This is a genomic window from Burkholderia ubonensis (genome assembly GCF_902833085.1).
Lineage (GTDB): Bacteria > Pseudomonadota > Gammaproteobacteria > Burkholderiales > Burkholderiaceae > Burkholderia > Burkholderia ubonensis.
On sequence record NZ_CADFEB010000013.1, the window covers coordinates 154,246 to 167,025 of the forward strand.

A 12,780-nucleotide genomic window follows, 5' to 3' on the forward strand; every position below is an offset into this window, starting at 1 on the left:
CGATAGAGGCGGCGAAAGTGCATGAGGCCGCCATCTTACCGCGAGCGCACCGCGCTGGCCCGGAACCCGCCGGCCTGCGTCAGCCGTCGGACGGCTGCATGCCGGCGAGGCCCTGTTCGACCGCGTAGACGGCAATCTGCACGCGGCTCGACAGATTCAGCTTCTTCAGGACGTTCTGCACGTGGATTTTCACGGTGCTCTCCGCCACGTCGAACTCGCGCGCGATCTCCTTGTTGCTGGCGCCACGCGCGATCGCGCGCACGATGTCGTGCTCGCGCGGCGTCAGCGACGCGGGGGCGCCGGCCGACGGCTGCGCGGCAGCGGCCGGCGGCGCGGCGGGCGCCGCGCGCAGGCTCGCGATCCATTTCACGGTCATGCTGTCCGCGATCACCGGTTCGTGCGCGGCCGCCTTGCGGATGCCCGCGACGAGCGTGTCCGCGTCGACGTTCTTCACGAGATAGCCGCATGCGCCGTCGCGCAACGCGGCGGTCAGCTCCTCCGCATCCTCGGAGACGGTCAGGATCACGACCGCCGCGCCCGGCACGTCCTGCACGAGCAGCTGCAGCGTTTCGAGGCCGGACAGGCCGGGCATGTTCAGGTCGAGCAGGATCACGTCGGGCTGATGCTGCTTCGCGCGCTTGAGCCCTTCGACGCCGTCCGGTGCGTCGTCGACGACTTCGAAATCGGGCTGGCGCTGCAGCAGCAGCTTGAGGCCGCTGCGAAACAGCGTGTGATCGTCGATCAGGAGTACTCGGATCGTCATGATGGCGTTTCCTCAGGCGGTTTGCCGCATGTCGGCGGGCAACGACAGGTCGACCTGCGCGCCTTGCCCCGGCGCGCCGGACAGCGTGAGCGTCGCGCGCAGGCGCGCCGCGCGCTCGCGCATGATCGCGAGCCCGACCTGCGTGTGGCCGTGCGCATCGAGCGCCGCGGGGTCGTAGCCGCGGCCGTCGTCGGCGACGTGCAGGCGGAACGCCGCACCGTTCTCGACGGTGATGGCGACGTGCCGCGCGCGCGCGTGCTTGCGCACGTTCGACAGCGCTTCCTGCAGGATGAACAGCACCTGCAGCTGCTGGTCCGGCGGCAGCGGCGCGCCGCCGTCGTCGCGATCGTCGAGCGTCGTGTCGATGCCGGTTTGCGATTCGAAGCGCGCGACCGTCTCGGCGATCGCCGCGTGCAGCTCGCCGTGCGACAGGCGGGTGCGGAAATTGACGAGCAGCTCGCGCACGTCGGCGTAGCTCTGCTCGATGCCCTGGCGCAGCATCGGCAGGATCTCCCGCGCATCCGCGAGGTGGTCGTGCGCGATCGCGTCGGCGAGCATCTGCGCCTGCAGGTTCACGAAGTTGAGGCTTTGCGCGATGCTGTCGTGCAGGCCTTGCGCGACGAGGTTGCGTTCTTCGGCGACGGCAAGCTGGCGCGCGCTGGCCGAAAGCCGCGCATGATCGAGCGCGATGCCCAGATGCCGGCCGAGCGTGTCGAGCACGCGCCGCTCGGCGGCCGGCAGGCGCGACGCGTCGCGAAAGTGCAGCGAGAAGGTGCCGAGCGTCGCGTCCTGCGTGACGATGCGAAACACCGCGACGCCGATCAGACCCTCGCGCGCGCACGGCGTCGCGCTGCCGCGCATGTCGCGCAGCACGGCCGTCTCGTCGCGCGCGGCCGCGCCGCAATGGCAGTCGCCGACCGGCATGCAGCGCTCGGCGTCGGCGAGCGCTTCGGGAAAGCCCTCGGCCGACACGAGATGCAGTTTCTTGCCGTCCGGGGCGGTCACGCGGATCGTGCCCGAGTCGGCGTCGAACTGCCGGATCGCGCGTTGCAGGAAGCCGCGGCACATGTCGTCCACCGTTTGCGGACGGTTCAGGAACGCGGCCGTTTCGTAGAGCGCCGCCAGCTCGCGGTTCTGCGACGCAAGCTGCGCGGTCTTCTCCTGCACGCGTGCCTCCAGGCCCGCGTAGGCTTCCTGCAATTCGTTCGCCATCCGGTTGAAGCCGCGCGCGAGATCGCCGAACTCGTCGCGCGTGTCCACCGACAGGCGCGCGCCGAACTCGCGTGACGCGATGCGCGTGAGCCCGTCGCGCAGCCGGATCACGGGCAGGATGATCCACAGGTAGAGCAGGTAGACCGCGGCGACGGCGCCCGCGCACGCGAGCATGCCGAGCCCCGCCTGCGACAGCCGCAGGAGCGTCGTCTTGCGTGCGTTGTCGCGCTCGATCTCGCCGACGAGCCGGTCGGCGTCGTCGATGAACGCGGGGAGCGCGTCCGCGTAGGCCGTGCGCAGCGCATCCGGGGCGGCGGGGCGGGCCGCAGCCACGGCCAGCGGCTTCAGCCCGGACGTCCAGCGCGCCGCGACCGCGTCGAGCTGCCGCCGGATCGGTTCGGTGGCGGGCAGGAACAGCGGACGCGAAGGATCGCCGCGCCGCAGCCGCGCGAGCGTGCCGTCGATCGCGGCGAATTCGCTGTCGAGGGCCTGCGCGCGGCCCGTGCGCCGGTACTGGTCGAGATCGACGTAGACGCGCGTCGCGCGCATTCGCAGGCTGCCCGCGTCGTTGATCGCGGCGCCCGCGCCCTCGAGCTGCCACGACAGCCACAGCGTGCCGCCGATCATCGCGAGCACGAGCGCGAGCGCGCCCGCCGACAGCGCGACGATGCGGGTCGACAGGCGATGGCGCAACGGCGCGCCGGGTGGATGGTCGGTCGGCTGCATGGCGGATGCAACGGTTGGGAATTCGGTCGATTATCGGGCGCGCGCGCACGCGACGGCTGCGACACGGCGGCGCGTGAGGCTTATCGCCGCACCCGCACGAGCTGCCACGCGCGCCCGAGATACGCGACCGACGCGAAGCCGCTCCACACGTGCACGAGGCGCGTGAACGGGAAGATCGCGAACAGCGTGATGCCCATCAGCAGATGCGCCTTGAACACGAGCGGCGCGTGCGCGACGTGCGCGGCGGCGTCGCCGCGGAACGTGACGACGTGCTGCGCCCAGGTCATCAGGCTGACCATCATCGCGCCGTCCGTGTGCGACGCCGACGCGACGATCGTCGCCAGGCCGAGCAGCAGCGTGACGAGCAGCCACGCGAGCAGCACCTTGTCGCCGGTGCGGGTCACCGCCGCGATGCGCGGGTGCGTGAGCCGGCGATGCAGCAGGATCGCGAGCCCGGCGGCGCAGATCGCGCCCATGATGCCGCCCGCCGTCATCGCGACGAGCTGCTTCGCGTGATGCGAGACGCCGAGCGCGTCCCACACGGCCACGGGCGTGAGCAGGCCGACGAGGTGCCCGAAGAACAGGCCGAGCACGCCGACGTGGAACAGGATGTTGCCGGTGCGCAGCGCACCGCGATGCAGCAGTTGCGAGCTGTCGGTCTTCCACGTGTATTGCTCGCGCTCGAAGCGCGCGAGGCTGCCGAACAGGAACAGCGCGGCGGCGAGGTACGGATAGATCCCGAAGAGAAAGGTGTTCAGATAAGACATGGCGAAGCCTTCTGGCTGGACAGGAGCGGATGCGTCACGGTCGCGCGTGGCGCGGATGAAAGCGGATCGGCTGGACGCCGGCGGACATCGCGCCCGGCAGCGGCTCGACGCCGTCCGCGCCCGGTCCGAAGCGTTCGAGCGCCTCGTCCATCGTGCGCGGCGGCGGCTCGGCGACCGGTTGCGGCGCGACCGGCGACAGCGCGCGCAGCACCGCGAACGCGCCCGCGTACGGGCTCTGCGCGCGTTCGAGGCGCTCGCCGAGCGCGGCGATCACGTCGATCGCGTCGCCGAGCAGGCGGCGCGCGTCGGCCGCGTGACCGTCGGCCGCGATCGCGCCCAGGAATTCGACGAACAGCGGCAGGTAGTCGGGCAGCTCGTTCGTCGCCGGCTCGAAGCCGAAGCGGCGGTATTCGTCGAGCAGGTCGACGAGCGCCTGGCCGCGCGCGCGGCTCTCGCCGTGCACGTGCTCGAACAGGTGCAGCGAATGCGCGGGCGTGCGGTCGAACGTCGCGACGTAGGTTTCCTGCAGCGCGATCAGCGGCGTTTGCGCGAGGTGGTCGACGAGCGGCGCGAGCGCATCGCGCGCGCCGGGATCGCGCTCGAGCGCCGCGCGAACGTCGGGCAGCGCGTCGAGCAGGTCTGCGTCGGGATAGGTGAGCAGCACGGACAGCAGCGGATAGGGCGACATCAGGTTCTCCGGTTCGGTTTCAGGCGGCGCCGGCTTTCTTGCGCGTGGCCGGCAGCGCTGCGTACGCGACGCCCGGCTCGGCGCGCTTCCTGCCGAACAGCGTGCCGTCCGACGTGCCGCCCGAGCAGCCGTTGCCGAACGAGAAGCCGCAACTGCCTTTCTCGTCGAAGCTGTCTTCGACCATCTCCTTGTGCGACGACGGGATCACGAAGCGATCCTCGTAGTTCGCGATCGCGAGCAGCGCGTACATCGCCTCGACCTGGTCGGCGCGCAGGCCGACCTGCGCGAGGACCTCCGCGTCGTGCTCGCCGTGCACGGTCTGCGCGCGCTTGTATGCGCGCATCGCGAGCATCCTGTCGAGCGCCGCGGCCACCGGCGCTTCGTCGCCGGCCGTCAGCAGGTTCGCGAGATAGCGCAGCGGGATGCGCAGGCTGCGCACGTCGGGGATGATGCCGTTCATCCCCATGTGGCCCGCCTGCGCGGCGCTCTGGATCGGCGACAGCGGCGGCACGTACCAGACCATCGGCAGCGTCCGGTATTCGGGATGCAGCGGAAACGCGATCTTCCATTCGCACGCCATCCGGTAGACGGGCGAGCGTTGCGCGGCGTCGATCCAGCTCGCCGGCACGCCGTCGGCGAGCGCCTGCGCGCGCACGGCCGGATCGTTCGGGTCCATGAACAGGTCGAGCTGCGCGTCGTACAGCGATTGCGGATGCTCGACGGACGCGGCGGCCTCGATCCGGTCCGCGTCGTACAGCATCACGCCGAGATAGCGGATCCGGCCGACGCAGGTTTCGGAGCAGACGGTCGGCTGCCCGGCCTCGATGCGCGGAAAGCAGAACACGCATTTCTCCGCCTTGCCCGACTGCCAGTTGAAGTAGATCTTCTTGTACGGGCAGCCGGACACGCACATTCGCCAGCCGCGGCACTTGTCCTGGTCGACGAGGACGATGCCGTCGTCGTCGCGCTTGTACACGGAGCCGGACGGGCACGACGCGACGCACGCGGGATTCAGGCAGTGCTCGCACAGGCGCGGCAGGTACATCATGAACGTGTTCTCGAACGTCGCGTACATGTCCTTCTGTACCTGGTCGAACAGCCGGTCGCGGCTGCGCGACGCGAATTCGCCGCCGAGGTCGTCCTCCCAGTTCGGCCCCCATTCGATCTTGTCCATCTTCCGGCCGGTCAGCGCGGACACCGGGCGCGCGGTCGGCGGCGTCTGCAGCAGCGGCGCGTGCTGCAGATGCGCGTAGTCGTAGGTGAACGGCTCGTAGTATTCGTCGATCGCGGGCAGGTTCGGGTTCGCGAACAGGTTCGCGAGGATCTTCAGCTTGCCGCCCTGGCGCGGCTCGAGCCGGCCTTTCGAATTCAGGCGCCAGCCGCCTTGCCACTTGTCCTGGTTTTCCCACTCGCGCGGATAGCCGATGCCGGGTTTGGTCTCGACGTTGTTGAACCACGCATATTCGACGCCTTCGCGCGACGTCCAGACGTTCTTGCAGGTCACCGAGCAGGTGTGGCAGCCGATGCACTTGTCGAGGTTCAGGACCATCGCGACTTGCGCGCGGATCTTCATTGCGCTTCTCCTTCGGTGAGCGGGGCGTCGAGCCAGTCGACGCGATTCATCTTGCGCACGATCACGAATTCGTCGCGGTTGCTGCCGACCGTGCCGTAGTAGTTGAAGCCATACGACTGCTGCGCATAGCCGCCGATCATGTGCGTCGGCTTGGTCACGGTGCGCGTGACCGAGTTGTGGATGCCGCCGCGCTTGCCGCTCGTTTCCGCGCCGGGCACGTTCACGATCTTTTCCTGCGCGTGATACATCAGGCACATGCCGGCCGGCACGCGCTGCGACACGACCGCGCGCGCGGTCAGCGTGCCGTTCACGTTGAACACCTCGACCCAGTCGTTGTCGCGGATGCCCGCGTCGCGCGCCTCGGTTTCCGACAGCCACACGTGCGGGCCGCCGCGCGACAGCGTCAGCATCCGCAGGTTGTCGGAGTAGGTCGAGTGGATGCCCCACTTCTGGTGCGGCGTGATCCAGTTCAGCACGAGCTCCGGCTGGCCGTTCGGGATGCGCCGGTGCAGCGGCGCGACGGTCTTCGTGTCGATCGCGGGCTTGTACACGCACGCGCCTTCGCCGAAATCGAGCATCCAGCGATGGTCCTGGTAGAACTGCTGGCGGCCCGTCAGCGTGCGCCACGGGATCAGCTCGTGCACGTTCGTGTAGCCCGCGTTGTAGCTGACTTCCTCCGATTCGAGCCCCGACCAGGTCGGCGCGGAGATGATCTTGCGCGGCTGCGCCTGCACGTCGCGGAAGCGGATCTTGTCGTGCTCGCGGCCCGCCGCGAGATGCGCGTGGTCGCGGCCGGTGATCTTCGACAGCGCTTGCCACGCCTTCACCGCGACATGGCCGTTGGTTTCGGGTGCGAACGTGAGGATCATCTCGGCGGCGTCGATCGCGCTGTCGAGCCGCGGCCGTCCCTCGCTGACGCCCGGCTCGGCAACCGTTCCGCCGAGCGCGGCGATTTCGGCCACTTCGTGCCGCGTGTCCCAGCCGATGCCCTTGCCGCCGTTGCCGAGCGTGTCGAGCAGCGGGCCGATCGACGTGAACTTCCGGTAGATGTCCGCGTAGTTCCGCTCGACGACCGTCATCGACGGCGCCGTCTTGCCGGGAATCAGGTCGCATTCGCCGCGCCGCCAGTCCTTCGGCTCGAACGGCTGGCCGAGCTCGCCCGGCGTATCGTGCATCAGCGGCGTGAGGACGAGGTCGCGGCGCGTGCCGAGGTAGGGGCCGGCCAGCTCGCTGAATTTTTTCGCGATCGCCTTGTAGATCTCCCAGTCGGTCCTGCTTTCCCACAGCGGCTGCACGGCTTCGGACAGCGGATGGATGAACGGATGCATGTCCGACGTATTCAGGTCGTCCTTCTCGTACCACGTCGCCGTCGGCAGCACGATGTCGCCGTACAGGCACGTCGTGCTCATCCGGAAGTCGAGCACCGTGAGCAGGTCGAGCTTGCCTTCGGCCGCGTCGCGCACCCGCACCTCCGACGGCTTCAGCGCGTCGGCCTCGTCGCTGAACAGCGCATGCTGGGTGCCGAGCAGGTACTTGAGGAAATATTCGTGCCCCTTGCCGGAGCTGCCGAGGATGTTCGAGCGCCACACGAACATGTTGCGCGGGAAGTTCGCGGGGTTGTCCGGATCGTCGCACGCGAAATCGAGCGCGCCGGACTTGAGCAGCTCGACCGCATACGCGATCGGCTCGCGGCCCGCGCGCGCCGCGTCGTCGACGACGTCGAGCGGATTGCGGCCGAGCTGCGGCGCGGACGGCAGCCAGCCCATGCGCTCCGACTGCGCGTTGAGGTCGAGCAGCGTGAGGCCGTCGTAGCGCGACGCGTCGGCGGTCGGCCCGAGGATCTCGCCGACCGCGAGCTTCTCGTGACGCCACTGGCTCGTATGGTTGTAGAAGAACGACGTGCCGTTCATCTGGCGCGGCGGGCGCGACCAGTCGAGGCCGAACGCGAGCGGCGCCCAGCCGAACTGCGGACGCAGCTTCTCCTGGCCGACGTAATGCGCCCAGCCGCCGCCGCTCTGGCCGATGCAGCCGCACATCATCAGCAGGTTGATGATGCCGCGGTAGATCATGTCGTTGTGGTACCAGTGATTGAGCGCCGCGCCGACGATGATCATGCTCTTGCCGCGCGTGCGGTCCGCGTTGTCCGCGAATTCGCGCGCGACCTGCACGACGAGGTGGCGCGGCACGCCGGTATGTTTTTCCTGCCACGCGGGCGTATAGGGCACGTCGTCGTCGAAACTCGCCGCGACGTGCGCGCCGCCGAGGCCGCGGTCGACGCCGTAGTTCGCCATCTGCAGGTCGTAGACTGTCGCGACGCGCACGGTCGTGCCGTCCGCGAGCGTGACGCGCCTGACGGGCACGCGCCGCGCGAGCAGCGCGTCGTGCTCGCCGCCGAAGTACGGGAAGCCGACGTCGACGATCTCGTCGTGCGCGTCGACGAGCGTGAGCAGCGGATCGATCGCGCGGCCGCTGCCGCCGTCCTTCATCTCGAGGTTCCAGCGGCCGACCTTCGCGCCGCCGTCGTGCGCGGCCTCGCCCCAGCGAAAGCCGATCGAGCCGTTCGGCGCAACGATGTCGCCGCTCGACGCGTCGATCGCGAGCGTCTTCCATTCCGGATGATTTGCCTCGTCGAGCGCGCCGGCGAGATGCGACGCGCGCAGGAAGTGGTCGGGCACCGGCATGCCGTCGCGATCGCGCAGCATCACGAGCATCGGCATGTCGGTGTATTGCTTCACGTAGTCGCGGAAATACGCGGAGCGCCCGTTCGCATGGAACTCCGTCAGCACGACGTGGCCCATCGCCATCGCGAGCGCCGCGTCGGTGCCTTGCTTCGGCGCGAGCCAGATGTCGCCGAATTTCACCATCTCGCCGTAGTCGGACGAGATCGCGACCGTCTTCGTGCCCTTGTAGCGCACCTCCGTATAGAAGTGCGCGTCGGGCGTGCGCGTCTGCGGCACGTTCGAGCCCCAGACCATCAGGTAGCCGGCGTTGTACCAGTCGGCGGATTCCGGCACGTCGGTCTGCTCGCCCCACACCTGCGGGCTCGCCGGCGGCAGGTCGCAGTACCAGTCGTAGAACGACAGGCAGGTGCCGCCGATCAGGCTCAGGTAGCGCGCGCCCGCCGCGTAGGAGACCATCGACATCGCGGGAATCGGCGAGAAGCCGATGATGCGGTCGGGGCCGAAGCGCTTGATCGTGTACGCGTTCGCGGCGGCGACGATCTCGGTCGCGGTGTCCCAGTCGGCGCGCACGAAGCCGCCGAGGCCGCGCACCGACTTGTAGCGTGCAGCCTTCTCCGGGTCCTGGCTGACCGACTCCCAGGCGGCGATCGGGTCCATCGTCCTGCGCGCGTCGCGCCACATTTCCATCAGGCGGCCGCGGATCATCGGGTACTTGATGCGCTGCGCGGAATACACGTACCAGCTGTACGACGCGCCGCGCGGGCAGCCGCGCGGCTCGTGGTTCGGCAGGTCCGGGCGGGTGCGCGGGTAGTCGGTCTGCTGCGTTTCCCACGTGATGAGGCCGTTCTTCACGTAGACCTTCCACGAGCAGGAGCCGGTGCAGTTGACGCCGTGCGTCGAGCGGACGATCTTGTCGTGCTGCCAGCGGCTGCGATAGCCGTCTTCCCAGCGGCGGTCGTCGTCCACCACGGCGCCGTGGCCGTCGGCGAACGTCGACTTCACGCGCGACATGAATTTCAGTCGATCCAGAAAATGACTCATGCGTGTTTCTCCGGTGGCCCGCGCGATCACGATGCGCGGGCCGGTATCAGGGGACGGTGTCCAGCTTAGGCGTCGCGCGGCGCGGCGCCCATTCGCCGTCGGGCGTGGCGGCGTGCGGGAGACGACCTAGTTCGGACGAACTAGGACGCGATGTCGCAGGCCCGCCGCTGCGGCGCCGGCCGGCGGGCGCGCGGCGCGCGGTCTTGACCCCGGTCAACAGGGCATCGGTGCGCGGCGGCGCGCATAGAACCACCAGGTGATCGCGACGCAGGTCGCGTAGAACGCGATGAAGCACGCGAGTGCGGGCACGGCGGAGCCGGTCCAGTCGAGCGACGTGCCGAAGGCCTTCGGGATGAAGAAGCCGCCGTATGCGCCGATCGCGCCGGCGAAGCCGAGCACGGCCGCCGACTCCCGGCCGGCGTCGACCACCGCCTGCCGGCGGTCGGCCTCGGTGCCGCCTTGCGCGGCGCGCTGCCGCTCGGTGAGGAAGATCACCGGGATCATCCGGAACGTGGAGCCGTTGCCGATGCCGGTCAGCGCGAACAGCACGACGAACAGCGCGAGAAATCCCGCGAAACTGCCCGCGTTGCCGGCGGACGGCAGGCACGCGATCACGCCCGCGACCGCGGCGATCATGCCGGCGAAGGTCCACAGCGTGACCCGCGCGCCGCCGAGCCGGTCGGAGATCCAGCCGCCGACGGGGCGCGTGAGCGCGCCCGCGAGCGGCCCGAGGAACGCGTAGGCGGCCGCGTCGACGCCCGGGAACAGCGCCTTCGTCAGCAGCGCGAAGCCGGCGGAAAAGCCGATGAACGAGCCGAACGTGCCGACGTAGAGCCAGCACATCAGCCAGTTGTGCCGCCTGCGGAAGATCACGGCCTGCTCGGCGAACGATGCGCGGGCGTCCGCGATGTCGTTCATCCCGAACCACGCGGCCAGCGTCGCGACGACGATGAACGGCACCCAGATGAAGCCGGCGTTCTGCAGCCAGACCGGTGGTCCGCCGCCGTCGACGGCCCCGCCTTGCGGCGCGCCGGCCAGCGCGCCGAACAGGCCGACCGAGATCACGAGCGGCGTGACGAACTGCACGACCGACACGCCGAGGTTGCCTATGCCCGCGTTCAGGCCGGTCGCGAGCCCCTTTTCGGCTTTCGGGAAGAAGAAGCTGATGTTCGCCATCGACGAGCTGAAATTCGCGCCGCCGAACCCGCAGAGCAGCGCGAGCATGAGGAGCGTCGGATAGCCGGTCGACGGGTCGCGCAGCGCGACGCCCATGCCGATCGCGGGGATCAGCAGGCTGGCCGTCGAGATCGCGGTGAAGCGGCGTCCGCCGAACATCGGCACGAGGAACGAGTAGAAGATCCGCAGCGTCGCGCCGGACAGCGCGGGCAGCGCGGTGAGCCAGAACAGCTGGTTCTTGCCGAAATGGAAGCCGGCGCGATCGAGATTGACGACGACGACGCTCCAGAGCGACCACACCGCGAAGGCGAGCATCAGCGCCGGGATCGAGATCAGCAGGTTGCGCCAGGCGACCGGGCGGCCCTGGGTGCGCCAGAAGGCGGGATCTTCGGGATCCCAGCGGACAAGGACAGGCGTGGACATGATGTGCTCCGTGAAACGGGGGGAGAAGGGAAACGGTCAGGACCGGCGGGCGGCGAGCACGAGCTGGTCGTGCGCGGCCCGTTCGGCGCGGAAGCTGAAATGCATCCAGACGAGGCTGACGCTGACGGCGCCGTAAAGCAGCATGAAGCAGGTCGAGCGCACGCCGGTCAGGTCCGCGAGCGCGCCGAACAGGATCGGCAGCAGGAAGCCCGCGAGGCCGCCGGCGAGCCCCACGACGCCCGACACCGCGCCCATCCGGTCGGGGAATTCGTCGGCGATGAACTTGAAGACCGACGCCTTGCCGATCGCCATGGCGATGCCGACGCCGAACATCAGCGCGGTGAAGGCCGCCGGCGACAGGCCGAGACGGAACGCGAGCGGGCCGTGCGCGCCGCGCACGACGAAGTCGGTCGGCGGATAGCTGAGCACGAAGAAGGCAAGCCAGCAGGCCCACATGACCCACCACGTCGTGCGATACGCGCCGTAGCGGTCCGACAGCCAGCCGCCCATCGCGCGCAGCACGCCGCCGGGCAGCGAGAAGCACGCGGCGAGAAACGCGGCGGCCTGCATCGTGAAGCCGTACTCGCCGACGTAGTACTGCGTCATCCACAGCGACAGGCCGACGTAGCCGCCGAACACGACCGAGTAGTACTGCGCGTAGCGCCACACGCGCGGGTCGCGCAGCACGCGCAATTGCTCGCGCAGCGTGATGTCGCCGCTGCCGCGGTGGGCGGGGTTCGTGGCCGAGCCGAGCCAGAAGATCGCGGCGGTGACGAGCAGCGCGAGCGCATAGACGCGCGGCACGATCGTCCAGGTGCCGGCCGCCGCGATCAGCGCGGGCGCGACGAACTTGTTGAGCGCGGCGCCCGCGTTGCCGGCGCCGAATATGCCCATCGCGAGTCCTTGCCGCGCTTTCGGGAACCAGCGCGCGACGTACGGCGTGCCGACCGAGAACGAACCGCCGGCGAGACCGACGCACAGCCCCAGCAGCAGGAATTGCCAGAGCTGCGTCGCATCGGCGACGAGCCAGACCGGCACGACCGTGGCGAGCATCAGCGCTACGAACACGACGCGTCCGCCGTAGCGATCCGTCCAGATGCCGAGCGGCACGCGGATCAGCGAGCCGCTCAACACCGGCATCGCGGCGATCAGGCCGAATTCGGTGTCGTTGAGGCCGAGCGTTTGCTTGAGCGGAATGCCGAGGATCGCGAACATCATCCACACGGCGAAGCAGACGGTGAACGCGAAGGTGTTGGAGATCAGCACCGGTATTGCGCGTCGATCGACGGAAGGAGGGGAGGCAGCCATGGACGTTCTCTCGAAACGAAGAAACGTCCCCAGCGTAAGGAGCCGGCGGGTGCGCGCCTATTCGCCGGGAGAACGGCGCGCGGGCGCTTTGCGCGGCGGAAGAACTAGTTCGATCGGCGCGGCTGTCAAGAAATTGCAATAAATCGTTGACGTGCGCGCGCAGGGGCCCTATAATTTATTTCTCTGACGCGGGGTGGAGCAGTCTGGCAGCTCGTCGGGCTCATAACCCGAAGGTCGTAGGTTCAAATCCTACCCCCGCAACCAAGCACATCTGGCGATGTGCAGCGCAAGTGACCGATGCGCACCTCGCCAACAAGAACCCGGCTCGATGCCGGGTTTTTTGTTTTCTGCGCACCTGGCGCGCTCGTATCGAATTTCGACAACGGCCGAGCGAGTTCCGCGCGGCCTGCTCGCGTATCACC

The 12,780-nt window shown here is 69.1% G+C and carries 8 protein-coding genes and 1 tRNA gene; 1 reads left to right on the forward strand and 8 read right to left on the reverse strand.

What is annotated here, in order from left to right:
* Positions 1–79: 79 nt before the first annotated feature.
* The 8 genes from HWX31_RS31950 to HWX31_RS31985 form a co-directional block, all read right to left on the reverse strand.
* A complete protein-coding gene (locus tag HWX31_RS31950) occupies positions 80–763 on the reverse strand; it encodes a response regulator (protein ID WP_174963456.1) in 684 nt (227 codons plus the stop codon).
* Between the two features lie 12 nt (positions 764–775).
* The gene (locus HWX31_RS31955) at positions 776–2,701 is read right to left on the reverse strand and encodes a type IV pili methyl-accepting chemotaxis transducer N-terminal domain-containing protein (protein ID WP_174963458.1); all 1,926 of its coding nucleotides are present in this window, start codon (positions 2,699–2,701) and stop codon (positions 776–778) included.
* A gap of 80 nt (positions 2,702–2,781) precedes the next feature.
* Positions 2,782–3,468: a respiratory nitrate reductase subunit gamma gene (narI, locus tag HWX31_RS31960; RefSeq protein ID WP_076474924.1), complete on the reverse strand. Its 687-nt coding sequence runs from the start codon at positions 3,466–3,468 to the stop codon at positions 2,782–2,784.
* 34 nt (positions 3,469–3,502) lie between these two features.
* Positions 3,503–4,156, reverse strand: a complete 654-nt coding sequence (narJ, locus tag HWX31_RS31965; RefSeq protein WP_174963460.1) for a nitrate reductase molybdenum cofactor assembly chaperone — start codon at positions 4,154–4,156, stop codon at positions 3,503–3,505.
* Positions 4,157–4,175: 19 nt separating this feature from the next.
* The gene (gene narH, locus HWX31_RS31970) at positions 4,176–5,729 is read right to left on the reverse strand and encodes a nitrate reductase subunit beta (RefSeq protein WP_174963462.1); all 1,554 of its coding nucleotides are present in this window, start codon (positions 5,727–5,729) and stop codon (positions 4,176–4,178) included.
* Positions 5,726–9,451: a nitrate reductase subunit alpha gene (locus HWX31_RS31975; RefSeq protein ID WP_174963464.1), complete on the reverse strand. Its 3,726-nt coding sequence runs from the start codon at positions 9,449–9,451 to the stop codon at positions 5,726–5,728. The genes narH and HWX31_RS31975 overlap by 4 nt, the downstream gene beginning before the upstream one ends.
* A 213-nt stretch (positions 9,452–9,664) precedes the next feature.
* Positions 9,665–11,050, reverse strand: a complete 1,386-nt coding sequence (locus HWX31_RS31980) for a NarK family nitrate/nitrite MFS transporter (protein ID WP_174963466.1) — start codon at positions 11,048–11,050, stop codon at positions 9,665–9,667.
* A 36-nt stretch (positions 11,051–11,086) separates the two neighbouring features.
* The gene (locus HWX31_RS31985; RefSeq protein WP_174963468.1) at positions 11,087–12,358 is read right to left on the reverse strand and encodes an MFS transporter; all 1,272 of its coding nucleotides are present in this window, start codon (positions 12,356–12,358) and stop codon (positions 11,087–11,089) included.
* 187 nt (positions 12,359–12,545) lie between these two features.
* Here HWX31_RS31985 and HWX31_RS31990 point away from each other — a divergent pair.
* Positions 12,546–12,622, forward strand: a tRNA-Met gene (locus tag HWX31_RS31990).
* Positions 12,623–12,780 lie beyond the last annotated feature (158 nt).

Bases quoted from the DNA above. Each gene is read 5' to 3' on its own strand.
- HWX31_RS31980 (WP_174963466.1), bottom strand. From the start codon at position 11,050: ATGTCCACGCCTGTCCTTGTCCGCTGGGATCCCGAAGATCCCGCCTTC.
- narI (WP_076474924.1), bottom strand. From the start codon at position 3,468: ATGTCTTATCTGAACACCTTTCTCTTCGGGATCTATCCGTACCTCGCC.
- HWX31_RS31975 (WP_174963464.1), bottom strand. From the start codon at position 9,451: ATGAGTCATTTTCTGGATCGACTGAAATTCATGTCGCGCGTGAAGTCG.
- narJ (WP_174963460.1), bottom strand. From the start codon at position 4,156: ATGTCGCCCTATCCGCTGCTGTCCGTGCTGCTCACCTATCCCGACGCA.
- HWX31_RS31985 (WP_174963468.1), bottom strand. From the start codon at position 12,358: ATGGCTGCCTCCCCTCCTTCCGTCGATCGACGCGCAATACCGGTGCTG.
- narH (WP_174963462.1), bottom strand. From the start codon at position 5,729: ATGAAGATCCGCGCGCAAGTCGCGATGGTCCTGAACCTCGACAAGTGC.
- HWX31_RS31955 (WP_174963458.1), bottom strand. From the start codon at position 2,701: ATGCAGCCGACCGACCATCCACCCGGCGCGCCGTTGCGCCATCGCCTG.
- HWX31_RS31950 (WP_174963456.1), bottom strand. From the start codon at position 763: ATGACGATCCGAGTACTCCTGATCGACGATCACACGCTGTTTCGCAGC.